Source organism: Marivita sp. (assembly GCF_017643905.1).
Classification (GTDB): Bacteria; Pseudomonadota; Alphaproteobacteria; order Rhodobacterales; family Rhodobacteraceae; genus Marivita.
Map to the genome: position 1 here is coordinate 14,114 of NZ_JAEPMO010000020.1, position 23,400 is coordinate 37,513.

General features: G+C 59.8%; 23 protein-coding genes. 6 read left to right on the forward strand and 17 right to left on the reverse strand.

All coding sequences use genetic code 11. The features are described 5' to 3' along the window. Positions 1-583 precede the first annotated feature (583 nt). The 7 genes from JJ869_RS04860 to JJ869_RS04890 form a co-directional block, all read right to left on the reverse strand. Positions 584-1,138, reverse strand: a complete 555-nt coding sequence (locus JJ869_RS04860) for a DUF1643 domain-containing protein (protein ID WP_292264967.1) — start codon at positions 1,136-1,138, stop codon at positions 584-586. Beyond that, positions 1,135-2,043: a tRNA pseudouridine(55) synthase TruB gene (truB, locus tag JJ869_RS04865; protein WP_292264968.1), complete on the reverse strand. Its 909-nt coding sequence runs from the start codon at positions 2,041-2,043 to the stop codon at positions 1,135-1,137. Before truB ends, JJ869_RS04860 begins: the two co-directional genes overlap by 4 nt. A 73-nt stretch (positions 2,044-2,116) precedes the next feature. Continuing rightward, positions 2,117-2,299: a Trm112 family protein gene (locus tag JJ869_RS04870; RefSeq protein ID WP_292264969.1), complete on the reverse strand. Its 183-nt coding sequence runs from the start codon at positions 2,297-2,299 to the stop codon at positions 2,117-2,119. Then, a complete protein-coding gene (locus tag JJ869_RS04875; protein ID WP_292264970.1) occupies positions 2,296-2,940 on the reverse strand; it encodes an LON peptidase substrate-binding domain-containing protein in 645 nt (214 codons plus the stop codon). The genes JJ869_RS04870 and JJ869_RS04875 overlap by 4 nt, the downstream gene beginning before the upstream one ends. Before the next feature lie 27 nt (positions 2,941-2,967). Continuing rightward, positions 2,968-3,891 carry a co-chaperone YbbN gene (locus tag JJ869_RS04880; RefSeq protein ID WP_292264971.1) on the reverse strand — a complete coding sequence of 308 codons (924 nt, stop codon included), beginning with the start codon at positions 3,889-3,891 and terminating at the stop codon, positions 2,968-2,970. A gap of 70 nt (positions 3,892-3,961) precedes the next feature. Further along, complete coding sequence (locus tag JJ869_RS04885; RefSeq protein WP_292264972.1) at positions 3,962-4,765, reverse strand: alpha/beta hydrolase; 804 nt, start codon at positions 4,763-4,765, stop codon at positions 3,962-3,964. After that, on the reverse strand, positions 4,765-5,364 hold the full coding sequence (locus tag JJ869_RS04890; protein ID WP_292264973.1) for a 2-hydroxychromene-2-carboxylate isomerase: 600 nt from the start codon (positions 5,362-5,364) through the stop codon (positions 4,765-4,767). The genes JJ869_RS04885 and JJ869_RS04890 overlap by 1 nt, the downstream gene beginning before the upstream one ends. A gap of 105 nt (positions 5,365-5,469) precedes the next feature. Here JJ869_RS04890 and JJ869_RS04895 point away from each other — a divergent pair, with 105 nt between their 5' ends. Further along, positions 5,470-6,480 (forward strand): ribose-phosphate pyrophosphokinase, encoded by a 1,011-nt coding sequence (locus tag JJ869_RS04895; RefSeq protein ID WP_292264974.1) that lies wholly within the window; start codon positions 5,470-5,472, stop codon positions 6,478-6,480. A gap of 93 nt (positions 6,481-6,573) precedes the next feature. On the opposite strand, the gene JJ869_RS04900 is transcribed toward JJ869_RS04895, so the two are convergent. The 7 genes from JJ869_RS04900 to JJ869_RS04930 form a co-directional block, all read right to left on the reverse strand. Then, on the reverse strand, positions 6,574-6,924 hold the full coding sequence (locus JJ869_RS04900) for an H-type lectin domain-containing protein (protein ID WP_292264975.1): 351 nt from the start codon (positions 6,922-6,924) through the stop codon (positions 6,574-6,576). A gap of 106 nt (positions 6,925-7,030) precedes the next feature. After that, entirely contained in the window at positions 7,031-7,465 is a 435-nt protein-coding gene (locus JJ869_RS04905) for a F0F1 ATP synthase subunit epsilon (protein WP_292264976.1), read from the reverse strand. An 85-nt stretch (positions 7,466-7,550) separates the two neighbouring features. Beyond that, the gene (atpD, locus tag JJ869_RS04910; RefSeq protein WP_292264977.1) at positions 7,551-8,975 is read right to left on the reverse strand and encodes a F0F1 ATP synthase subunit beta; all 1,425 of its coding nucleotides are present in this window, start codon (positions 8,973-8,975) and stop codon (positions 7,551-7,553) included. Positions 8,976-8,991: 16 nt separating this feature from the next. After that, the gene (locus tag JJ869_RS04915) at positions 8,992-9,873 is read right to left on the reverse strand and encodes a F0F1 ATP synthase subunit gamma (protein WP_292264978.1); all 882 of its coding nucleotides are present in this window, start codon (positions 9,871-9,873) and stop codon (positions 8,992-8,994) included. A 12-nt stretch (positions 9,874-9,885) separates the two neighbouring features. Further along, on the reverse strand, positions 9,886-11,424 hold the full coding sequence (gene atpA / locus JJ869_RS04920; RefSeq protein WP_292264979.1) for a F0F1 ATP synthase subunit alpha: 1,539 nt from the start codon (positions 11,422-11,424) through the stop codon (positions 9,886-9,888). Continuing rightward, the gene (locus JJ869_RS04925; protein WP_292264981.1) at positions 11,425-11,991 is read right to left on the reverse strand and encodes a F0F1 ATP synthase subunit delta; all 567 of its coding nucleotides are present in this window, start codon (positions 11,989-11,991) and stop codon (positions 11,425-11,427) included. Between the two features lie 335 nt (positions 11,992-12,326). Further along, positions 12,327-13,115, reverse strand: a complete 789-nt coding sequence (locus JJ869_RS04930) for a methyltransferase domain-containing protein (RefSeq protein ID WP_292264982.1) — start codon at positions 13,113-13,115, stop codon at positions 12,327-12,329. Between the two features lie 62 nt (positions 13,116-13,177). On the opposite strand from JJ869_RS04930, the gene gloB reads away from it, so the two are divergent. From gloB to JJ869_RS04945, 3 genes are all read left to right on the forward strand, one after another. Further along, a complete protein-coding gene (gene gloB, locus JJ869_RS04935; protein WP_292264984.1) occupies positions 13,178-13,945 on the forward strand; it encodes a hydroxyacylglutathione hydrolase in 768 nt (255 codons plus the stop codon). A gap of 156 nt (positions 13,946-14,101) precedes the next feature. Beyond that, positions 14,102-16,426, forward strand: coding sequence for an ATP-dependent Clp protease ATP-binding subunit ClpA (gene clpA / locus JJ869_RS04940; protein ID WP_292264985.1), 2,325 nt, complete (start codon positions 14,102-14,104; stop codon positions 16,424-16,426). Continuing rightward, positions 16,423-17,376, forward strand: a complete 954-nt coding sequence (locus JJ869_RS04945) for a M23 family metallopeptidase (RefSeq protein ID WP_292264986.1) — start codon at positions 16,423-16,425, stop codon at positions 17,374-17,376. The genes clpA and JJ869_RS04945 overlap by 4 nt, the downstream gene beginning before the upstream one ends. A 3-nt stretch (positions 17,377-17,379) precedes the next feature. On the opposite strand, the gene JJ869_RS04950 is transcribed toward JJ869_RS04945, so the two are convergent. From JJ869_RS04950 to JJ869_RS04960, 3 genes are all read right to left on the reverse strand, one after another. Then, entirely contained in the window at positions 17,380-19,644 is a 2,265-nt protein-coding gene (locus JJ869_RS04950) for a peptidoglycan -binding protein (protein ID WP_292264987.1), read from the reverse strand. Between the two features lie 3 nt (positions 19,645-19,647). Then, positions 19,648-20,838, reverse strand: coding sequence for a biopolymer transporter ExbB (locus JJ869_RS04955; RefSeq protein ID WP_292264988.1), 1,191 nt, complete (start codon positions 20,836-20,838; stop codon positions 19,648-19,650). A 72-nt stretch (positions 20,839-20,910) separates the two neighbouring features. Then, positions 20,911-21,441, reverse strand: coding sequence for a gamma-glutamylcyclotransferase (locus JJ869_RS04960; protein ID WP_292264989.1), 531 nt, complete (start codon positions 21,439-21,441; stop codon positions 20,911-20,913). A 67-nt stretch (positions 21,442-21,508) separates the two neighbouring features. Between JJ869_RS04960 and JJ869_RS04965 the strand changes: the two genes are divergently transcribed. Both JJ869_RS04965 and JJ869_RS04970 read left to right on the forward strand, forming a co-directional pair. After that, entirely contained in the window at positions 21,509-22,486 is a 978-nt protein-coding gene (locus JJ869_RS04965; protein WP_292264990.1) for a DUF2125 domain-containing protein, read from the forward strand. Positions 22,487-22,540: 54 nt separating this feature from the next. Continuing rightward, positions 22,541-23,400: acetylornithine deacetylase/succinyl-diaminopimelate desuccinylase family protein (locus tag JJ869_RS04970; RefSeq protein WP_292264992.1), on the forward strand; the 860-nt coding region annotated here is incomplete at its 3' end.

The following is a 23,400-nucleotide window of genomic DNA, read 5'->3' on the forward strand; positions in this document are numbered from 1 at the left end:
TACGGATGCGGGCGTATAGGCGATAAACTTCAGTTTTGGAAGGCCCTTATCCTTGCTGTCGCCGTCTATTGCCACCGTGCTGTTTGCAAACCTCTGGCACATCTCGTTTTGGCAACAAGTTTGGCGGTGGGCACTTGCGCCAGACATGCGCCATCCATCAGAACCTCTGTCCAATCAGGATCCCCGCCGCACAGCCGCAAGGTGATTTTCGGCGGATGGCCAGCCAGCAAACCTGTCTGTGCGCAAAGAAACTCCTCGACGTCCTCATAAGACGCGAGCCGAACAGGCGAGCGCGGACGAGAGCCTTTCTGGTGGATTCTGCCCGTACGGCGGAAAAGGCCGATGGCGTCGATCGGAACATCCGGCCAGTCCACAGGTGACGGAATCCTATGGCCGCGTCCGAAAGACCGCGCCTGCGCAGCACATATTCGCAAGACTTGGGTGATGCCGCCAAGAAATGACCCCGCAACGAACAGCATATTGGCCCACATCCTTCAGATCGCCGCTCAGCCATACGTCAAAGCTGTAAACAATCGCTCACCTCAGCTTCGCCTAGCGGATAAGAAGCGTAAAATTCGAAGGATCACCCCTCAGAATAGCGATGTTGGAAACGCCATTCCATGGGCGCAGTCGCAAAAGAAACATAAAGCGGATGGCGGGGATGACCGTCTTTGGTCAATCCCAAATGATAGAGCGGCCCCGTGATCCTCCGCGCCAGTTCCCGGCCCCGGCCCTCGTGGCTGCCATGCACCCCCCAAGCGGCCAGACTCATCCCGGCAACGTGAAGCCAGTGATCCAAAACGGCATCGTTCGCATCGCCACATGGCGCAGTCGCCTGCTTCAAATCCTCTGGGCGGGTGGCGCGATAGGCAAAGAGGTTTGCCACCATGACACCGCCAAACCCCATCGCACGCGCACGCGTTTCACATCGCGCGACCGTGGGATCATTGCGGTGCTCGTCTGCCGTGGATGGGTTCAACATGATGAACAAGAGACTGGGCTTGGCGTTGTCCCAAACCCGCGACAAGCCGTAACGGTATTGGTCGCACTGCGAATACCAGACCTGCGACAAACACCCTTCGGCTTCGTGGGACCGGTAGACCAATACGTTGTGCAGCTCTGACGGCAGGGCGGTCATGCGGTGACGAAAACGCGCGACGGGTGCACTTCGCCTGATTTGTAACGTCCCACGGCAACCGGAACTCCATCGCAGGACACCCAGCACTCATCGCCGTATTCGACCCCGGAGGCGATCACCATTGCCGGATTGCCATTGCGCAACTTGGCAGCGGCCTCGGGCGTGCAGGTCAACTCCGGAAGATCTGCAAGCCCTTCCTCCAAAGGAAGAAGATGGCTGTCCAGTTCCGGCGTTCTGGCAAGGGCGTCTACTTGTTCGAGGCTGAGGCCGTCTTCGGCCTCAAATGGGCCAGACCAGACCCGGCGGAGCCGCAGAACATGACCAAGGCACCCCAGCGCCTCGCCCAAATCGCGGGCGATGGAGCGCACATAACCGCCTTTGCCGCACACCAGCATCAACACGGCATGGTCCGGATCCGGTCGGTCGAGAAGGGTCAGTTCATCGACGAACAGGGGACGCGCCGCGATCTCCATGTCCTCGCCATCGCGGGCGCGCTTATAGGCGCGTTCGCCGTCGATCATGACCGCCGAAAACTGCGGAGGGACCTGTTGGATGTCCCCGACAAACTGGTGCAGCGCTTCCTTGATCTCGTCGTCAGACGGCCGCAGATCCGAGGTTGCGATCACCTCTCCTTCGGCATCATCCGTACGGGTCGCCTGTCCGAACCGTATTGTGAACTCGTAGGCTTTGAGGGCATCTGTGATATAGGGCACCGTCTTGGTGGCTTCGCCCAGGGCAACCGCAAGAACACCCGTCGCTTCGGGGTCAAGGGTTCCGGCATGGCCTGCCTTCCTGGCATCGAACGCCCAGCGGACTTTGTTGACCACGGCCGTCGAGGTCAGGCCTGCGGGTTTGTCCACCACCAGCCAACCGGATATATCGCGCCCCTTGCGTTTGCGTGCCATTCTGCCTCTCGCATATCTGAAAGATCGGCGAGGTATCGCAGGGCACCCTGTCTGTCAATTCGTCAGCGGACGGTCAGTCGATATCCCGCGCTTCGTCGATCAGCATGATCGGGATGCCGTCCCGGATCGGGTAGGCCAGATGCGCGGAATGACTGATGAGCTCCTGCTTGGCTGCATCATATTCAAGCCGCCCCTGCGTTTGCGGGCAGACAAGCGCCTCAAGCATCTTGCGATCAAAACCCGGCAATTCGGTCATTGCAGGATATCCTCGGACTGGCCGCCGCGCAGCGCGTATTCGATCAGCGTGACCAGTGTTTCACGGCGCGTGGACAGCGACGGCGCTTCGAGCAAGGCCTGCTTCTCTTCCGGTTCGAAATCCAGCAACATGGACAGCGAATTGATCAGAAGTTCATTGTCGGCATCTTTGAGTGTCGCCCAATCGGCGGAAAGATCCCGCGCCGAAAAGTATCGGTCCAACAGGTCCAGAAACGCATCGCGATCGAACCCGCGATCATGCTCCGGTCCGCCTTGGTCGCGATCAAACCCATCCCAATTCACCTCGAACCGGCGATAGGGCGTAAATCCTTCAACCTCATCTCCGATCCGGAACCGTGAAATCCCGCACAAGGTAATCATGTAGCGCCCGTCTTCAGTTTCCGAAAACTGGGTGACACGCCCGGCGCACCCGATGCGATGCAAAGCACCCTTGTCGCCTTTCGGTCGCGCATTGGGTTGCGCCATCCCGATCAGACGGGATGGCGTTTTAAGAGCATCTTCAAGCATTTGCAGGTAGCGCGGCTCGAACAGATGCAACGGAAGCCGGGCGCGGGGCAGCAGAAGCGCCCCGGGCAACGGAAACACGGGAATGGACCCGGGCAATTCGGTGACTCTTGTCATGGGCAGTGACGTAGCCTGACCGAACGATCAGGCAAATATCATCGAGCTCAATTTTCGACGACCGTTCAAAGCCACCGGATCGTTGGGTTTCAGCGCTTCGAAAATCGTCATCAACTGGGCTTTGGCAGCACCTTCATTCCATTCGCGATCCCGGCGGAACAGTTCGAGAAGGTGATCGACGGCGGCCTGCCCATCCCCTTTGGCGTAAAGGGCCTGCGCCAGATCGAACCGCGCCTGATGGTTGTCTGGGTCCGCTTCTACGGCAGCTTGCAATTCGGCCACCGGGCCAGAATTGCTAGCCTGCTTGGCAAGTTCGAGTTGGGCGTGCACAGCCTCAAGTTCGGGTTTGCCGGAGATCTCGGCCGGTGCGCCGTTCAGAATGGCTTCAGCCTGATCAAGGTCATCGACAGCGATCGCACACCGCACGAGACCTGCATAGGCACGGGCATGCAATGGGTCTTCTTCGAGGACCGCTGCAAAAGTCTGCATCGCGTCTTCAGCCGCGCCTGCCTCCAGCATCTCTTCGGCAGCTTCAACCGCATCATCCAGACCGCCGCTTGCATCACCACCGGCTGCCTTGATCACGCGCTCGACGAATGCCTTGATTTCGGATGCAGGCAGCGCTCCTTGGAACATGTCCACCGGGCGCCCTTTGACAAAGGCCACCACGGTCGGGATCGACTGGATGGGCAAACCTTGCTGGGCCAGTGCCTGCACCAGTCCCTGCGCCTCGTCCACGTTCACCTTGGCCATCTTGACCGCACCACGGGCGCGGGTCACCTCGCCTTCGAGCATCGGGCCGAGCGTCTTGCACGGTCCACACCACGGCGCCCAGAAATCCACGATCACCGGGGTCTGCATGCTTCCGTCGATCACTTCGGCCATGAACGCATCCTGCGATACGTCCTTGATCAGATCAGCCGCGGCCGGGCTTTGTCCAAGTTCGATCATCTGCGTCTCCTGTCGCCGTTACCGTCCAGTCACGGCGTAGATGGCGCACCGAACCCGGTCTTGCAAGGGGTCAGCCCCCGATCATCTCGGCAACCAGCTTTGCAACCGCGTCAGGATGCGAGATCGGCACCATATGTCCTGCCCCATCCACAACCACATCGACTGCGTTCGGAATGCGCCGCTCCAGCGTTGCATGGATGGCCTCGATGACCGGCTCGGTTTCGGATCCACGGATCAGCCGCGTTGGGCATCGTATCATCTCGGGCCTGCCTTCCGCCAACAGACCATTGGCGTCCTCGATCAGACAGGGCTCAGTTTCCAAAATGAATGGCATTTGCGCGCTGAACGCTGCCTGCTCTTTCTCACTAAGGCTGTCCCAAGACCGACCGTCCCCCCAGATACCAATGAAATTCGCTGCGGCGCAGGCCCATTTGCCCTGCGCCAAAGCCGCACCAAAGCCTTGGGATGTGTTCACGTAGCTTTGGAACACCTCTGGATTGCTTTCCTTGGCGGCGGCAAACAACACCGGTTCAATCAACGTGAGGCTGCGCACCTTGTCCGGTTCTTCTATCGCAACCCGCAGCGCCACGGTTGCGCCAAAACTGTGCCCGATCACATGCCCACCGTCACCAAGGCAGTCGCGGGCAACCGTTGTGACCTGATCGTGCAAATCGCCGCGGTGATCCCAAGGCGCACTGCGGCCATGACTGGGCATATCCGGAGCCGTCATGGAAAGTCTGTCCGACAACAGAGTGGCGAGCGGGGTCCAGATTTTGGAGTGTGCCAAAGCGCAATGCAAAAGCACCGCCGGTTCTGGCCCATGGCCAAACGACCGGATGAAGACCGGGAACCCGACTTTCACGTCGTGCGGCATCAAAGCCTTCCGGCGAGATGCAGATCGAGGTCTTCTATCCGGTCTTGGCCCCAAAACCGCTGGTCGCCATCGGTGATGTAAAACGGTGCTCCAAAAACGCCTCTGGACGCGGCTTCTTCGAGATTTGCCGCATAGGTTTCCGCCCCGCTGAGCAGTCCGCTGTCGGCCAGAGCCGGATCAAACCCGGCATCGGCAAGCGTGCCGCGGACAACGTCATCCTGCGCGATGTCCTTGTTCTCAGCCCAGACTGCCCGCAGAAACCCGTGCGCCAGCTTGCCCAGATCACCGCCGCCTGCGTTTTGCGCTGCAATGATGGCATAGGACGACGGCGCGCCGTTGGTGGGCCAGAACGCCGGTTGCAAGTTGAAAGGCATCCCGAGCTTTTTCGACTGACGCGTCAGTTCCTGTGCGCGCAGTTCCTGACGGCTTGGGTGCCGTTCCTTGGGCGGAGTGCCGCCGGTGCGCCCGAACAGGGCAACAACGTCGAGTGGTTTGTAGGTGATGGTCGCGCCATGTTTCGCGGCGACCTCTTCCATCCGCGTGCCCGCAAGATAGGCATAAGGCGACAGTGTTGAGAAAAAGTAATCAATGTGGGCCATTTGGTCCCTCCGGACGTCAGTTGCTTTGCGCGACGGTAGGCCCATGCTAAGGCGAGCGCAACGTCACGAATCTGTCATAACCGACTGCCTACGGAGCCTGCCGCCATGCCAAGCATTGATGAACCCAAACTGATTTCTGGCAATGGCAATATGCCTCTGGCCAAGGCGATTGCCCGACGCATGACCATGTATCGTGGCATGAGTGTGGGATTGGTCGATGCCCGCGTCGAACGGTTCAACGATCAGGAAATCTTTGTCGAGGTCTACGAAAACGTTCGCGGCGAAGACATGTTCATCATCCAGCCAACGTCGAACCCGGCCAACGACAACCTGATGGAACTGCTGATCATGTCTGATGCGCTGCGCCGGTCATCTGCCGCGCGTATCACCGCCGTGATCCCCTATTTCGGCTATGCCCGTCAGGATCGCCGGTCAAAGGCCCGCACGCCGATCAGCGCGAAACTGGTGGCCAATATGATCGTTGAAGCGGGGATCGAGCGGGTTCTGACAATGGACCTGCATGCGGCCCAGATTCAGGGCTTCTTCGACATCCCGGTGGACAACCTCTATGCGTCGCCGATCTTTGCTTTGGACATTCTGGAGCAGTTCAAAGGGGATACATCGGACGTGATGATCGTCTCCCCCGATGTTGGCGGCGTGGCCCGCGCGCGAGAGTTGGCCAAGCGGATCAATGCGCCGCTTTCTATCGTAGACAAGCGCCGCGAAAAGCCCGGTGAAGTTGCCGAGATGACCGTGATCGGCGATGTGACCGGGAAGAAGTGCATTATCGTTGACGACATTTGTGACACCGCCGGAACCCTCTGCAAAGCAGCCGAGGTCCTGATGCAACACGGTGCAACCGAAGTGCATTCCTATATCACCCACGGCGTTCTGTCCGGCCCCGCGGTCGAGCGGATCACCAATTCGGTGATGAAGTCTCTCGTTATCACCGACTCCATCCAGGCAACCGACGCCGTTGCAAATGCGAAGAACATTCGCATCGTCCCGACAGCACCGATGTTCGCGCAGGCGATCCTGAACATCTGGAATGGCACATCTGTGTCTTCCCTGTTCGAGACGGAAACGCTGGGCCCGATTTACGAAGGCATCCTGTAAGTCAGGGCGTCGTCGCCCCTGCGGACAAAAGGGACGGTCGGTTGATGTGATCCGGCTTGTGATGCGCTGCACCTGACGCGCTTGCTCTGCGCTTCAGGTCACATCCCAATCGTCGTCATCCGTTACCGCCCCAACGGCAATCCACGAGATCCGGACACGCGCCACCTTAGTGTCCTTCCATGTTCTGAACACGGCATCGAACCCGGTTTCCGAGATGTTCTCGGCGGCAAGGTCGGCCCGGACGTTGTGAGCGCTGTCCATGTCCCAGAGTGTCAGCGACACATGCACCACGGGCGGAGCAGCAAACCGTTGATCAAAGGCGATCCATTGGCTGCGCGCGCGTGACCCTTCGCCTGTCCACATCTCGCCGCCCTCCTCGAAATCCGAGAAGAGATCAACCGAGCCTTGTGCGATCCCGATCCGTGAACTGTTGATGACTTGCATGGCACCATCTCTTGACGTCTAGCCGTTCTACCGCAAGGCAAAACGGCACAAAACGAAAAAAGCCCCGCGGTGTCGCGGGGCCTTTGATCTGGAAACAGAACTCGGATCAGAGCGACGGTTGCTTCGTGGACAGACCGATATGTGTACCCACCGCGACCATGTCGGCCAGCAGCTTGGCTGCATCATCGACCGGGCCGGGCTCGTTCTTGAAGGTTTCCTTGGTCTGCTTGTAAGCCGCATGCGCCTCGTCGACCATCGCCTCATAGGCGGCCTGATCGACATCGGCTTTTGGCACGGCACGTTCAGCCAGAACCGACAGGCCTTCGCCCAGCTCGGCAAAGCCACCGGTCACGACGAATTCCTCGATACCCTTGTCGGTCTCGACCCTAAGAACGCCGGGACGCAAAGTGGTGATGAGCGGCGCATGGTTCGGCATCGCCGTCATGTCGCCGTCGGCACCCGGGATCTGCACAGATTTGACCTGCGCCGACATCAGGCTGCGCTCGGGGCTGACCAGATCGAATTGCATGGTCTCTGCCATGGGTGATCTCCTTTTGGGTGGTGCGCTCGTCTGCCCTTACGGGCACCCTCGCGAGGAAGCCCGCGAGGGCTGATGAGCACCCGGATTAGGCTGCGTCTGCCGCCATCTTTTCGGCTTTGGCTTTCACTTCCTCGATGCCGCCCACCATGTAGAAGGCGCCTTCGGGCAGGTGGTCGTATTCGCCGGCCACAACAGCCTTGAAGGACGAGATCGTGTCTTCGAGCGGAACCTGAACACCGTCAGAACCTGTAAAGACCTTCGCCACGTCAAACGGCTGAGACAGGAAGCGCTGGATCTTGCGCGCACGGGCCACGGTCATCTTGTCCTCTTCGGACAATTCGTCCATGCCGAGGATCGCGATGATGTCCTGAAGCGACTTGTAGCGCTGCAGGATCCCCTGAACGTCACGCGCCACCTGGTAGTGCTCCTCGCCCACAATCTGCGGGTCCATCAGACGCGAGTTGGAGTCGAGCGGGTCCACCGCCGGATAGATGCCAAGCTCGGAAATCGCACGCGACAGAACGGTTGTTGCGTCCAAGTGAGCAAAGGTCGTCGCAGGCGCGGGGTCGGTAAGGTCGTCCGCAGGCACGTACACGGCCTGGATCGACGTGATCGAGCCAGCTTTGGTCGATGTGATGCGTTCCTGCATCTGACCCATGTCGGTCGCCAGTGTCGGCTGATAGCCCACAGCAGACGGGATACGACCCAAGAGAGCGGACACCTCGGAACCTGCCTGTGTGAAGCGGAAGATGTTGTCCACGAAGAACAGAACGTCAGTCCCGGACTGGTCACGGAACTGTTCGGCCAATGTCAGACCCGTCAGGGCCACACGTGCACGGGCTCCCGGAGGCTCGTTCATCTGACCGTACACAAGGGCCACCTGGCTTTCCTTGAGGTTGTCCGGCTTGATAACGTTGGATTCGATCATTTCGTGGTAAAGGTCGTTGCCCTCACGGGTCCGTTCCCCCACACCCGCGAACACCGAGTAACCCGAGTGCACTTTCGCGATGTTGTTGATCAGTTCCATGATGAGAACGGTCTTGCCCACGCCGGCACCGCCGAAGAGACCGATCTTACCACCCTTGGAGTAGGGTGCGAGAAGGTCGATCACCTTGATGCCGGTGACAAGGATTTCGGACTCTGTCGACTGTTCCGCGAATTCGGGCGCAGGCGCGTGGATCGGGCGGTATTCGTCCGCTTCAACCGGGCCACCTTCGTCCACCGGTTCACCGACGACGTTCAGAATACGGCCGAGTGTCGCTGCACCCACCGGAACCGAGATCGGACCGTCGGTGTCGACAACTTCCTGACCCCGGACGAGGCCTTCGGTTGCGTCCATCGCGATGGTGCGCACGGTGTTTTCACCAAGGTGCTGTGCCACTTCCAGAACGAGCTTCTTGCCGTTGTTGTCTGTGGTCAGCGAGTTCAAAATAGCCGGCAGGTGGTCGTCGAACTGAACGTCCACGACGGCGCCGATCACCTGCGTGATTTTGCCTTTTGCGTTTGCCATGTTTCGTCTCCGGTTCTTAGAGCGCCTCAGCGCCCGAGATAATTTCGATCAGTTCGTTGGTAATCACGGCCTGACGTGAACGGTTGTATTCGATGGTGAGCTTGTCGATCATTTCGCCCGCGTTGCGGGTTGCGTTGTCCATCGCGCTCATCCGGGCACCCTGTTCAGAGGCACCGTTTTCAAGCAGCGCCGCAAAGATCTGCGTCGCCACACCGCGCGGCAGAAGATCGGCGAGGATCGCCTCTTCATCCGGCTCATAATCATAAAGCGTGCTGGCTTCGGCCGTGCTTTCCGCAGGCGCGTCGAACGAGGCCGGGATGACCTGCTGGGCCGTCGGAACCTGGCTGACGACGTTTACGAACTTCGCATAGAAGATCGTTGCGACGTCGAATTCGCCCGCATCAAAGCGACCAAGGATCTCCTTGGCGATGCCTTGTGCATCCACATACCCGACCCGTTTCACATCGCTCATGTCGATATGGCCAACAGACAGGTTGCCGAAGTCCCGCTTCATCGCTTCACGGCCTTTCTTGCCGACAGTCAGAATTTTGACCGTCTTGCCTTTGGCCTTGAGCTCCAACGCCTTCTGCTTGGCCAGCTTCGCGATGTTTGCGTTGAAGCCGCCACACAGACCGCGCTCCGCCGTCATGACGACAAGCAGATGTACGTCGTCCTTGCCGGTGCCGCTCAGCAGCTTCGGTGCGCTGTCGCTGTCACCAACGCTGGCCGCCAAAGCACCCATCACGGCGTTGAACCGCTCTGTGTAAGGACGTGCCATTTCGGCAGCATCCTGTGCCCGCCGCAGTTTTGCGGCGGCCACCATTTGCATGGCCTTGGTGATCTTGCGGGTCGATTTGACCGACGCGATCCGGTTTTTCAAATCCTTGAGATTTGGCATTGCCTCGTCTCCTTACGAGAAGTCGGCGGCGTATTCGGCAATCGCGGCCTTGAGTTTGTCAGCGGCGTCACCCTTGATCTTGGGATCGTCGTTGGTGATCCAATCGAGGATGTCCTGACGCTTGCCACGCAGGTGGCCAAGCAGACCCGCTTCGAAATCCTTCACGCGATCCAGCGGGATCTTGTCCAGGAAGCCGTTGGTGCCTGCAAAGATCACGCAGACGATTTCCGCGTTGGTCAGCGGAGAATACTGCGGCTGCTTCATCAGTTCGGTCAGACGCGCACCGCGGTTCAGCAACTGCTGGGTCGAGGCGTCGAGGTCGGATCCGAACTGGGCGAAGGCTGCCATTTCGCGGTACTGAGCGAGGGACAGTTTCACCGGACCGGCAACCGAGGACATCGCGCTTGTTTGAGCGGACGACCCCACACGAGACACCGACAGACCGGTGTTCACGGCCGGACGGATACCCTGGTAGAAGAGTTCGGTTTCGAGGAAGATCTGGCCGTCGGTGATCGAGATCACGTTGGTCGGAATAAACGCAGAAACGTCGCCACCCTGGGTTTCGATGATCGGCAGAGCCGTCAGCGAACCGGAGCCATTGTCTTCGTTCAGCTTAGCCGAACGCTCGAGCAGACGCGAGTGGAGATAGAAAACGTCACCCGGATACGCTTCGCGGCCCGGCGGACGGCGCAGTAGTAGGGACATCTGACGATACGCAACGGCCTGCTTGGACAGGTCATCATAGATGATCAGCGCGTGGCGGCCATTGTCACGGAAATGCTCGGCCATCGATGTCGCCGCGTAGGGTGCGAGGAACTGCATCGGCGCCGGATCGGACGCGGTTGCTGCAACCACGATCGAGTATTCAATCGCGCCGCTCTCTTCGAGCTTCTTCACCAGCTGCGCCACAGTTGAGCGCTTCTGACCGACAGCGACGTAGATGCAGTAGAGCTTCTTGCTCTCGTCATCGCCGGCTGCGTCGTTGTAGGATTTCTGGTTCAGGATCGCGTCCAGAGCCACAGCGGTCTTGCCGGTCTGACGGTCACCGATGATGAGTTCGCGCTGGCCGCGGCCAATCGGGATCATCGAGTCAACGGCCTTGAGGCCGGTTGCCATCGGTTCGTGAACCGACTTACGCGGGATGATGCCCGGTGCCTTCACGTCCGCGATGGAACGCTTGGAGGTCTTGATCGGACCCTTGCCGTCGATCGGGTTGCCCAGACCGTCCACAACGCGGCCCAGCAGCTCGTCGCCAACCGGCACATCCACGATGGCCTTGGTGCGCTTTACGGTGTCGCCTTCCTTGATGTCCCGGTCGGAACCGAAGATCACGATACCGACGTTGTCGGCTTCAAGGTTAAGCGCCATGCCGCGAATTCCGCCCGGGAATTCGACCATTTCACCGGCCTGAATGTTGTCGAGGCCGTAAACGCGCGCAATACCGTCACCAACAGACAGGACTCGGCCCACCTCAGTGACTTCGGCGTCCTGCCCGAAGTTCTTGATCTGCTCCTTAAGGATCGCAGAAATCTCGGCTGCTTGGATACCCATTTATCCGACCTCTTTCATTGCATTCTGGAGGGAGTTGAGCTTGGAGCGGATCGACGTGTCGATCATCTTCGAGCCCACTTTAACGACAAGACCGCCGATGAGGGATTCATCAACGGTCGCATTGATCTTAACATCTTTGCCAACTTTCGTCTTGAGCGTATTGGCAAGCTCTTTCGACTGGGCGGCGGTCAGTTTGACGGCGGAGACGACATCGGCCGTAACCTCACCCTTTTCTTCCGCGATCTGGTCGCGCAGACGGTTGATCATCTGCGGCAGGACGAACAGACGGCGCTTGGACGCCATCAGCGCCAGCACGTTCTGCATCGTCTTTGTCAAACCCATCTTGGCTGCAACCGCTGTGATCGCATTGGACTGCGCGTCACGGCTGTAGACCGGCGAATGGATCAGGTCGGTGAGTTCCGGGCTGCTGGCAAGTGCGGCCGACAGATCGTCGAGATTCGCTTCGAGCTTATCGAGCTCTTTACCCTCTTTGGCGAGGTCGAAGACCGCCTTGGCATAGCGATCCGCGATGCCAGAGGAAATGGATGCTGATTCAGACACGTCCACCCTTCCGCTATTCTGCCTCCGATCCCCCGAATTACCGGTGGTCAGAGGCGTTTTCAGTTTGGCAAATGCCGCATGGCATAGAAATCAGTGCGGATGTAGCAGAGGCTTCCTCAGCCCGCAACACGGTATGGTGATTTTGAAAGCACCCACATGTTGTTGTTTTACAAAGGGTTAACCACAAGTGCGACCTATTGCGCGTAAGAAAGTTGCATCTTTTCCGAGCGGATTGGTCATGTTTGCCGATTCCTGTTAGCGCAAAGCGTCTTTTTCAAGCCTGTCTCGCGTTGTCACCTTTTGCTGCACATGCACAAAAAGTGGGCACAGTGTGAACGGCGTCAGAAATCGCCGTGGTCAAATGCGGCCGATTTTCCCTGCACGCGGGCCCGTGCCGGTTTCGACGACGGTGTCGGCACAAGGTTCCCGAGCGGGTTGAGCACCCGACTTCCCGCCTTTGTGCCACGCGGTGTCGGATTGGTCTTGGTGACCTCCACCATAAGGACACCCCCTGCGATAAGAGCGGACACGCTGCGCCCCATCGATTCCCAAAAGCGCCCGGTCTTCATCCAGAAGCGCCGGGTTGACGGCGGCTGGTACAGAACGGCGGTGTGCCGCTGCGGTGCAAAGTTGTGCGCCTTGAGTTGTGCCTCAAGCTGTCCCATCGAATAGGGTCGGCCAAACCCGAAGGGCGTTGCATCGGACCGCGCCCAAAGTCCGGACCGGTTCGGCACAATGAACAACGCCTTGCCGCCCGGCCCCAGAACCCGCCAGCATTCCTCGAGCAGTGCCGAGGGCCGTTCAGAGGTTTCCAGCCCGTGCATCAGGATCAGCTTGTCAAAGCGCCCGTTCTCGATCGGCCACAGAGTTTCCTCGCAAAGCACGGACACATTCGGCATCCCGGCTGGCCACGGCATCACCCCCTGCTGTGCCGGCATAAGACCAATCACGCGCCGCGCATCGGCAAGGTAGGGACGCAGCAAAGGCACCGCGAACCCGAAGCCCCCCACCGATTGCTGTTTCGCTTCGGGCCAAAACGTGGTCACCTGATCCCGGACAACGCGCTGCGCCACGCGACCTATCGCACTTCGATAGTAGAAGCTGTGCAAGCGCTGCACGTCGAGATGCATTTGGGCCTCCGAACATTTTGGCCTAGGTTGCCGTTAATGTAACCACCACGGAAAGAAACGCCATGCCTCTCGAACTCGTGACCTTGCCTGCGCTGTCGGACAATTACACCTATCTGCTTCACGACAGCGACAGCGGTGCAACGGCGTGTATCGACGTTCCCGACGCCAAACCCATTCTGGATGAATTGGCCAAGCGGAACTGGACTCTGACCGAGATCTGGCTGACCCATCACCATCATGACCACATTGGCGGTGTGGACGATCTTCTTAAAGTATGTGACGCCAAGGTCACGGGTGCCAAGGCCGACCGGCACCGGCTTCCCCTATTGAATCGCGAAGTCGAAGACGGTGACAGGTTCGAGTTCGGCGGAGAGGTGATCGACGTTCTTGACGTATCCGGGCACACAATTGGGCATGTTGCCTTCGTCGCCGCTGCGTCCGGCTATGCCTTTACCGCCGACAGCCTCATGGCCCTGGGGTGCGGTCGGCTGTTCGAAGGAACAGCGGCGCAGATGTGGGACAGTCTGCAAAAGCTGGCGGCGCTTGACCCGGAGACGCTGATTTGTTCGGGCCACGAATACACGCAGGCCAATGCACGCTTCGCGATCACCATCGATCCTGAAAATGGCGACTTGAAAGCCCGGATAGATCGCATAAATTCTAAGCGTGACAGCAACGAACCGACGGTTCCCAGCAAACTTTCCGAAGAAGCGGCGACAAACCCCTTCCTGCGCGCCGCTGACCCAGCCATCCAAGCCAACTTGGACATGATCGGTGCAGAGCCGGTTGACGTATTTGCCGAAATTCGCGCCCGAAAGGATCGCTTCTGAGGCAATTTCACAAGAACGTGCGCGCAATCGCACCCCTGTACCCCGTCAAGACGAAGAAAAAACTTGAAGGTTTGTAGGTAACGACCACAGTTTAAGAAGAAGATGACAGTTGTGTCGTAGCGTGCGTCGCAACAAACAAAGAAGGAGCACTCAACCGTGCCTTCATTTTCGAATACTCTTGAGCAGGCAATTCACTCGGCATTGGCTCTCGCCAATTCGAGGTCGCATGAGTTCGCAACGCTGGAGCATCTGCTGCTGGCGCTGATCGACGAACCTGACGCGGTTCGCGTGATGAAAGCGTGTTCGGTCGACACGGAAGAGCTGCGTACGACACTCGTCGACTATATCGACGATGACCTGTCGAACCTCGTGACCGATATCGAAGGCTCCGAGGCTGTGCCGACGGCCGCCTTCCAGCGCGTGATCCAGCGCGCCGCGATCCATGTCCAAAGCTCGGGCCGCAGCGAAGTGACCGGGGCAAACGTGCTGGTCGCCATCTTTGCAGAGCGTGAAAGCAACGCCGCCTATTTCCTGCAGGACCAGGACATGACCCGCTACGATGCGGTGAACTTCATCGCGCACGGCGTCGCCAAGAACCCGGCCTACGGTGAAAGCCGCCCGGTGACCGGCGCGTCGAACAACGAAGAAGAAACGCAATCTGCGGAACCGCAGGGCGAACAGAAAGAATCCGCACTGGCGAAGTACTGCGTGGATCTGAACAAGAAATCGCGCGAAGGCGACATCGACCCACTTATCGGCCGCGATTCCGAAGTGGAACGCTGCATTCAGGTTCTGTGCCGCCGCCGCAAGAACAACCCGCTTCTCGTGGGCGACCCGGGCGTTGGCAAAACCGCGATTGCCGAAGGTCTTGCGCGCAAGATCGTGGCAGGCGAAACGCCCGAGGTTCTGTCGAAGACGACCATCTATTCGCTCGACATGGGCGCATTGCTGGCCGGCACACGGTATCGCGGCGATTTCGAGGAACGTCTGAAAGCCGTGATGACGGAACTTGAAGATCACGACGATGCTGTGCTGTTCATCGACGAGATCCACACCGTGATCGGTGCGGGGGCGACCTCTGGCGGGGCAATGGATGCCTCCAACCTGCTGAAGCCCGCGCTTCAGGGCGGCAAGCTGCGCTGCATGGGGTCCACGACATACAAGGAATTCCGTCAGCACTTCGAAAAGGACCGCGCGCTCAGCCGTCGGTTCCAGAAGATTGATGTGAACGAACCCTCGGTCGAAGACACGATCAAGATTCTCAAGGGCCTCAAGCCCTATTTCGAGGAACACCACGGTGTGAAGTACACCGCCGAGGCGATCAAGACCGCTGTGGAACTGTCCGCGCGGTATATCAACGACCGCAAGCTGCCCGACAAGGCGATCGACGTGATCGACGAAGCTGGCGCCGCCCAGCATCTGGTCGCGGAATCCAAGCGGCGTAAGTCGCTGGGTGCCAAGGAAATCGAGGCCGTTGTGGCCAAGATCGCCCGCATCCCTCCAAAGAACGTGTCCAAGGACGATGCAGAGGTGCTCAAGGATCTCGAAGCTTCGCTCAAGCGCGTGGTCTTCGGGCAGGATGCCGCCATCGAAGCGCTGTCTTCGGCGATCAAACTGGCGCGCGCCGGACTTCGGGAACCGGAAAAGCCCATCGGCAACTACCTATTCGCGGGTCCGACCGGTGTGGGTAAGACCGAGGTGGCAAAGCAACTGGCGGACACGCTGGGTGTGGAACTGCTCCGCTTCGACATGTCCGAATACATGGAGAAACACGCGGTCAGCCGTCTGATCGGTGCGCCTCCGGGATATGTCGGGTTCGATCAGGGTGGTCAGCTCACCGATGGCGTCGACCAGCATCCGCATTGTGTGCTGCTGCTTGACGAGATCGAAAAGGCGCACCCAGATGTCTACAACATCCTGTTGCAGGTGATGGATCACGGCTCGCTGACCGACCACAATGGTCGCACCGTCAGCTTCCGCAATGTGATCCTGATCATGACCTCAAACGCAGGGGCAGCAGAACAGGCGAAATCGGCGATTGGCTTTGGCCGTGACCGTCGGGAGGGCGAAGATACCGCCGCGATCGAACGCACGTTCACGCCGGAATTCCGCAACCGTCTGGATGCCGTCATCTCCTTTGCACCGCTGCCGAAGTCGGTGATCCTGCAAGTCGTCGAAAAGTTCGTGCTGCAACTCGAAGCGCAGCTGATGGATCGCAACGTGACCATCGAACTGACCAAGCCTGCAGCCGAATGGCTGGCCGACAAGGGTTACGACGACAAGATGGGCGCACGCCCGCTGGGCCGCGTGATCCAGGAAGACATCAAGAAACCGCTCGCGGAAGAATTGCTGTTTGGCAAGCTTGCAAAAGGCGGGGTCGTCAAGGTCTCGGTCAAAGAGGGCAAGCTGGTGCTGGAAACCTTCGGTCCGGAAAATCCGCGCCTGTCCAGCAAGAAACCCCCACTTCTGACGGCGGAGTGATCCGCTGTCTGATCGCGATACTCATCACGTCCGCCACACCTGTTGTGGCGGACGTTTCGTTTCTGGGCATGCCGCTTGACTGCGTGTTGGGCGAAACCTGCGTCATTGAGGATTATCCCGACGTTGACCCAACAGCGGCCGCCACGGATTATCGTTGCGGGCTGAAGACACGGGATGGCCACAGCGGCACCGATTTCGCCCTTCTCAGTTTCGAGCAGATGGAGACAGGCGTCCGCGTGATCGCCGTAGCCGATGGCCGGGTCGAGGCCATCCGCAACACGCGCCCCGATCAACCCTATGTGCCGGGCACCGATCTGAACGGAGAGGAATGCGGCAATGCCGTCCGCATCAATCACGGCAACGGCTATCAATCCGTCTATTGCCATATGAAGCTGGGATCAGTGCGCGTCACACCAGGGCAACGTGTGGTGCAAGGCCAACTGCTGGGCGAGGTTGGCCTGAGCGGTCTGACCAATTACCCGCATCTACACCTGACGATCACTCAAGGGTCAGAGATCGTTGATCCCTTTGCGCCCAGCCAAGCCAACGCCTGCAGCGAACCCTTTGAAAACCTCTGGCTGGACACGCCACCCTATGCGGATGCCGGTCTCTTTACGGTTGGCATCTCTGACTCTGTGCCAGACCTCGATGCGGTTCAAACTGGAATAGCCCGCCGCACCGTCCTGTCCCCGACGGATACGATGGTGCTTTATGCCCATATCTTTCAGGGCAACACCCATGACCGGATCGAACTGACGATGACCGGCCCTGAGGGTGATGTGTTCGACCATTCAGCGACGCTGGATCAGGATCAGGCACAGTCGATGCGCGCCTATGGGCGGCGTGCGCCTGATACCGGTTGGCCCAAGGGTGACTATCGCGGATATGCCCGGTTGGTCCGAGGCAACACGATCCTAGCCGTACGCCATGCCGACGTCACCCTCGAATAGGCGCTACTGTTCGGTCAGTTTGAGTTCGATCCGCCGGTTCTGTGCCCGCGCCCCTGGTGTGTCCTCGGTGGTCACCGGCTGGTATTCCCCGAATCCATTGGCCGACAACCGGCGTGGCGGAATGCCCAGTTCGTCGATCATGTAGCGGACAACCGACAAGGCGCGCGCCTGTGAAAGTTCCCAGTTGTCGGCAAAAGGCCCTTGTCCCGAAAGAGGCACATTGTCGGTATGGCCATCCACGCGGATGATCCAGTTGATGCCCTCGGGAATGTCCTGCGACACGTCCCGCAGGATCGCAGCAACATTCGCAACCTGTGCGCGGCCTTCCGGCGAAAGGGAGGCCTGTGCAGAAGGGAACAGAACCTCGGACGAAAAGACGAAGCGATCCCCTTCGATCCGCACGCCTTCACGGTTACCCAAGACCTCACGCAGCCGGCCGAAGAACTCTGACCGGTATTGCTCCAGGTCCTGATTTTCCCCTGCCAAACGTTGCTTTTCTTCCTCCAGCCGCTGGCGTTCTTCCTCAAGCCGGATGCGTTCCGCCTCTTCCAATTGACGCCGCCGCCGCTCTTCTGCGGCCACACGTGCCAAGGCGGTGTTCAACTCGCTGCCAAGGCTTTCAAGCTGGATCTGCGCCGCCGTATCCCGCACCTGCGCTTCATCAAGAAGCGCCTGCAACGACGACAACTGACGGCGCAATGCGCCAACCTGCTGGTTGAGCAGCTCTGTCTGACGCTGCGCCTCGGTCGCGCGCTGGGTTTCCGCATCCAACCTGTCCCGGGCCTGTTCCAGCAAGAGCTGACGTTGCTCGGACTCGGACAGTCGATCTTCCAGGGATGTCTCGGCCGCAATTTGTGCCGCCAAAGCAGCGGCCAACTGGTCGCGTGTTTCTTCGAGTGATGCCGCTGTGGCCGTCTGCTGCGCCAAGGCCGCCGCAAGCCGTTGCTCGAGTGTCTGTTCGCTGCCGCTGCGTGCTGCCGCCTCGGCCTGTGCCTCGGCCAATGCTTGCCGCAAGGCGTCCGCCGTGGCCTGCAATTCCGCGGTCGTTTGTTCGGACCCGCTCAGATCGGCGCTGAGTGCGGCGTTCTCTGCGCGCAGTTCTTCAAGCCGCTCTTCAAGGGCCCTCGCCTCCGACACGCGGATCAACGCCTGAGACAACCGTGCCTCGAGCGACGACAGGGTTGTGCGATCCACCTGCGCATCCGCGATTTCCTGTTCGAGTGCGGCAATCCGGGTCGCCTGTGCCGCCAGTTGCGCGCGCAGAGTTGCTTCCGTCTCATCACCCTGCTCAACCGTCGCGTCCAACTGCGCCTGCAAGGACACCAGTTTCTCTTCGCTTTCGGCCAAGGCCGCATCCAGCCGCGCCTGCAAGCTGTCTGCGGTGTCACGGCCTTCTAGAAGCGCTGCGGCCAGGCGAGCATTGAGATCTTCCTCGGCACTCCGCGCCGCCGCAAGCAAGGTCAACGTTTCCTCGGCCCGCGCCCGCTGTTCCTCAAGCGCCATGGTCATCGCGGTCAGTTCCGCATCTGCGTTTTCCAGCCGCGCGCGCAGCGCTTCCGCGGCTGCAGCTTCGGCCAGCTTGGCCGCTTCCTCATCACTCAGCGCATTTTCCAGATCGGCCACCTGCGCCGTCAGCGCACCGACCTGCTCGGTCGTTTCGGCATTTTCGGCCCGCAAATCCGCAACCAAAGCCTCAAGCGCCTCGCGGCGTGCGGCTGCCAGTCGTGCCGCCTCGACTTGTTCGTCGATCTCGCTGCGGGCGGTTGCCAATGCGAGGTTGAGCGCCTCTTGTTCGGTCAGCAATTGGGCCCGGGCTTCGGTCAATTCCGCAACCTGATCCCGCGCCGTATCCCGCTCGGACAGCAAACCCGCTACCTGCTCTTCGAACGATGCGATCCGCGCATCCGCAGCTTGAAGCGCCGCCGCCTGTCTGTCGCGGGTGGCCGACAGGGACGCAATGATCGCCTCTTGTTCCGCAAGGCGTGCCTGCGTGTTGTCCAGCGTTGCATTCAATTCGCCAAGCTGATTGGTCAGTGAGGTGGTCCGCTGCTGTTCAACGCCCAGCGCCCGGGCCAGTTCGGCAATCTCGGATGACAGCGAATTAAGCTCGTTTTCCTGCCCGGTGATGGTGTCTCGCAATACTGCCTGAACCACCATGAAAATGGTCAGCACAAACATCAGCACAAGCAAAAGCCCGGTCATCGCATCCACAAAGCCGGGCCAGATCGAGGCCTGGAACCTGGCTCCGGTGCGCCGTGACAGAGCCATGGCTTAGCCCTCGCTCTTGTCGGTCTTGCGTCCGGAATTGCGGGCCATACGGTCCAGCGCGCGGGCAATGGCGTTCAGATCTGTGCGGAGTTCCGCCATGGTCTCTTGTCGCCCTGCCGCCACCTCTTCGAGGATGCGCAGCATCTGAACGTCAATCGACCGCAGCCGCATGCGGCTTTCCGCGTCCAGCCCCTCATTTTCGGTCTTGTGCGTCAGCACGTCGATCAAGCGATCCTGACTGTCCGCGATCCGGGCAAAGGCCGTTGCACTTGGTGCGGTTGCCTCCATCCGTTCGGTCATCCGCTCCAGCGTATCGCTCAATTGACCCAGCCGATATTCCACTTCGGAACGGCCTTCCTCAGACTTGGCGAACAAATTCTGGAGACCTTCCATCTGTTCGACCATCTGATCAAGGATGATACCGGCAGTGCCCAGATCACCGCCACTCTCGCCCTCTCCACTGGAAAAGCCCAGCTTGGTGATGGAACTCAGCCATTCCTCAAGCTCGCGATAGAAACGGTTCTGACCATGCCCGGCGAACAGTTCCAGCAACCCGACGACCAGTGACCCCGCCAAGCCAAGCAGCGAGGACGCAAACGCAACGCCCATGCCGGACAATTGGCTGTCCAGCCCATTCATCAGACGCGCGAACACCTCAACCCCGGTTTCACCGTCTTCCGGTGCCAAGCCCCGGATCGTATCCACCAGCGCAGGCACCGTCGTGGCAAGGCCGTAAAACGTTCCCAGAAGCCCAAGGAAGATCAACAGATTGACGATGTAACGGGTGATTTCCCGCGCTTCGTCAATCCGGGTCGCAACGGAATCCAGAATGGATCGCGTTGAGGTCGTGTTGATCTGCATCCGCTTGCCGCGCGACCGCAGAAGTGTCGCCAAGGGCGCAAGCAGCAAAGGCGCTTTGCTCTCAAACCCGCGTTCCCGCTCTTGGGCAAAATGCTCGATCCAGCGCACCGATTGGATCAGCTGCCAGACCTGCCAGAAACAGGCCAGCACCCCGATGACGAATACAAAGCCAATGAACCCGTTCAGATACGGGTTGGCTTCGAAAACGGGCAAGACCCGTGGCAAGGCAAGAAAGCCGCCAAACCCCGTGAGCCCCAAAACAAGGAGCATCATGAGCACCTGTCGGACAGGTTGGGAAAATTGTGGCTCGGCCTCGATGTCCGGCTGATCCATTCGGACAGTTCCTGACGCGTTTCTTGTTGTTCGGTGGCAACTCTAGGCGGTTCGCCGCCAATCGCCAAGCGGTTAAGCGATCAACTGACGCACGCGCGCGCAAAGCCAGTCCAACTCTGCGTCCGGAATGCCCAGTTCGGCCAGATGTGACGCCGTATTGAACAGATATTCGCTGTTCGGACCCCGCCCACCGACCGCCCGCGCGATGATCTGCGCCTGTTCTTCGAGATCAAGTGAACCGCAATACTGCACATGGTCGGGGTCGATCACATAAGTGACCGCCAACTCTTCGCGGCCATCCGCAAAGCGAAGGGGCAGGACTTTCTCCAGATAGGCAGAAGACACCAGTTCCCGTTCGCGCAAATACGCGATGATGGCGTCATACTCGGCCTCGGGCATCTGCATGGCCAGACCATCACACGCCCCATCAGGATGGGCATCCAACGCAAGAACAAGACCGGGGTCTTCTTCGGTTCCGCGATGATGGATCGACCGCATGCAAAAACTGCGCGCATAGCCATGAAGCCGCGCATGCGCCGTTTCAACCGGCGTGAATCCAGGATTCCACAAAAGCGATCCGTATCCGAATACCCAAAGCGTCATGATGCTGGTCCTGCCTTTCAGCGCGCGGTAAACACCAAAGGCACGGCGGACAAAAGGGGGTGCATGGGTGAAACGTCTTCTTGGTGTGATCGTCGTGGCAACACTGGCCTATAGTGGCTGGTGGTTTTACGCCGCGCAGGATCTGCGCAGCAGCGTGGCCGAATGGTTCACCGAACAACGCACTGCTGGCATCCAGGCCGACTATGCCGACCTGACGGTCCGCGGGTTTCCCAATCGCACGGATTTGACGATCACGAATCCCGTCCTCATTGCAGCCGATGGCAGTCTGGGGTGGCGGGCGCCGTTCCTTCAGGTACTCGGACTCAGCTACAAGCAGGGACATGTGATCGTCGCTTGGCCAGACACGCAAACGCTGACCACGCCAGACGGCGAGATCGCGGTTGCCTCGGACGGCCTTCGGGCAAGCGTGATACATGAGGACGGCAATCTGGTGCGCAGCAATCTTGAAGCGCAGGTTCTGAACCTGAGCGGTCCTGAGCAAGCCTTGGCACTGGCGGACGTCAATGTGGCGCTGCAAAAGATTGATGTTGCGCCGTCGTCTTACAGGGTGGCCCTGTCCATTGGCAGCATCGCGGCCTCCTCGCCCGAAGGCGTGCCAAATATCGGTCCGGACTCTCTCGCGTCGATGCGGGCGGAACTCGAACTGAGTGTCGACCAGCCTCTGACCTTCGACGCACTTGCAGGGTCACCGATACAGATTACGGACATTGCTCTTACACGATCCGAAATTTCCTATGGCGCAGTCACGTTCAAGGTCACGGGCGATGCGACCCTCGACAGTGCGGGCTTTGCCACAGGAGAGGTCACTCTGACCGCAGAGAACTGGCGCGATGCCATCGCTGCCGCGCGCAACGCGGGTGACCTTCCTCCGGCGCTGAGCGAAGGCCTGATCGACCTGCTGACCATGCTGTCGACCTTTGGCGGAAGCCGCGACGCGCTTGACGTGACCCTTGGACTCAATCGCGGCACCGTGCTGATCGGGCCGATCCCGGTTGGACAGTTGCCACCACTCCGCTGGCGCTGAGCCTTGCAAAGCCCGCCAACCCCCGCAACACTGACGGCAAAAGCGAGGTGACAGATGGGCGACAGGCTCTTTCAACGGATCGACGACAGACGCGAGGACCTGATCGCACTGACGCAAGAGCTGATTCGCATCCCGACGCTCAATCCGCCCGGTGAAAATTACGCCGCGATTTGCGACCTGTTGGACGTGCGCCTCTCCCGCGCCGGGTTCGAAACGACATGGGTCCGCGCCGAAGGCGCCCCCGGCGACAGCGACCGCTACCCGCGCTGGAATCTGGTCGCCCGCCACGAAGGCGCACGCCCCGGTCCATGTATCCACTTCAACTCTCATACCGATGTGGTCGAGGTCGGCCACGGCTGGACCCGCGATCCGTTTGGCGGTGAAGTGGAAGACGACAAGATCTATGGCCGTGGCGCCTGTGACATGAAGGGTGGATTGGCCGCGTCGATCATCGCAGCCGAAGCCTTTATCGCGGAGCACCCAGATTATGCAGGCGCCATCGAGATCAGCGGCACCGCCGACGAGGAATCCGGCGGCTATGGCGGCGTGGCCTATCTGGCGGAGCAGGGCTGGTTCGACCCGAAACGCGTGCAGCACGTCATCATCCCCGAACCGCTGAATAAGGACCGCATCTGCTTGGGCCATCGCGGCGGCTGGTGGGCCGAGATCGAAACCAAAGGCGAAATTGCCCATGGTTCGATGCCCTTTCTGGGGGATTGCGCCGTGCGCCATATGGGCGCTGTGCTGCATGCGTTCGAAGAAACGCTTTACCCCGCCATGGCCGCGCGCTGGACCGAGATGCCCGTCGTCCCCGAAGGCGCACGGCAATCCACGATGAACATCAACTCGATCCATGGCGGGCAGCCCGAACAGGCCAGCGACTACACCGGTCTGCCGGCCCATTGCGTCCCGGA

Coding starts and splice junctions, on each gene's coding strand:
- JJ869_RS04860 (WP_292264967.1), bottom strand. CDS start 1,138: ATGACCGCCCTGCCGTCAGAGCTGCACAACGTATTGGTCTACCGGTCC.
- truB (WP_292264968.1), bottom strand. CDS start 2,043: ATGGCACGCAAACGCAAGGGGCGCGATATATCCGGTTGGCTGGTGGTG.
- JJ869_RS04870 (WP_292264969.1), bottom strand. CDS start 2,299: ATGACCGAATTGCCGGGTTTTGATCGCAAGATGCTTGAGGCGCTTGTC.
- JJ869_RS04875 (WP_292264970.1), bottom strand. CDS start 2,940: ATGACAAGAGTCACCGAATTGCCCGGGTCCATTCCCGTGTTTCCGTTG.
- JJ869_RS04880 (WP_292264971.1), bottom strand. CDS start 3,891: ATGATCGAACTTGGACAAAGCCCGGCCGCGGCTGATCTGATCAAGGAC.
- JJ869_RS04885 (WP_292264972.1), bottom strand. CDS start 4,765: ATGCCGCACGACGTGAAAGTCGGGTTCCCGGTCTTCATCCGGTCGTTT.
- JJ869_RS04890 (WP_292264973.1), bottom strand. CDS start 5,364: ATGGCCCACATTGATTACTTTTTCTCAACACTGTCGCCTTATGCCTAT.
- JJ869_RS04895 (WP_292264974.1), top strand. CDS start 5,470: ATGCCAAGCATTGATGAACCCAAACTGATTTCTGGCAATGGCAATATG.
- JJ869_RS04900 (WP_292264975.1), bottom strand. CDS start 6,924: ATGCAAGTCATCAACAGTTCACGGATCGGGATCGCACAAGGCTCGGTT.
- JJ869_RS04905 (WP_292264976.1), bottom strand. CDS start 7,465: ATGGCAGAGACCATGCAATTCGATCTGGTCAGCCCCGAGCGCAGCCTG.
- atpD (WP_292264977.1), bottom strand. CDS start 8,975: ATGGCAAACGCAAAAGGCAAAATCACGCAGGTGATCGGCGCCGTCGTG.
- JJ869_RS04915 (WP_292264978.1), bottom strand. CDS start 9,873: ATGCCAAATCTCAAGGATTTGAAAAACCGGATCGCGTCGGTCAAATCG.
- atpA (WP_292264979.1), bottom strand. CDS start 11,424: ATGGGTATCCAAGCAGCCGAGATTTCTGCGATCCTTAAGGAGCAGATC.
- JJ869_RS04930 (WP_292264982.1), bottom strand. CDS start 13,115: ATGCATCTCGACGTGCAGCGCTTGCACAGCTTCTACTATCGAAGTGCG.
- gloB (WP_292264984.1), top strand. CDS start 13,178: ATGCCTCTCGAACTCGTGACCTTGCCTGCGCTGTCGGACAATTACACC.
- JJ869_RS04950 (WP_292264987.1), bottom strand. CDS start 19,644: ATGGCTCTGTCACGGCGCACCGGAGCCAGGTTCCAGGCCTCGATCTGG.
- JJ869_RS04955 (WP_292264988.1), bottom strand. CDS start 20,838: ATGGATCAGCCGGACATCGAGGCCGAGCCACAATTTTCCCAACCTGTC.
- JJ869_RS04960 (WP_292264989.1), bottom strand. CDS start 21,441: ATGACGCTTTGGGTATTCGGATACGGATCGCTTTTGTGGAATCCTGGA.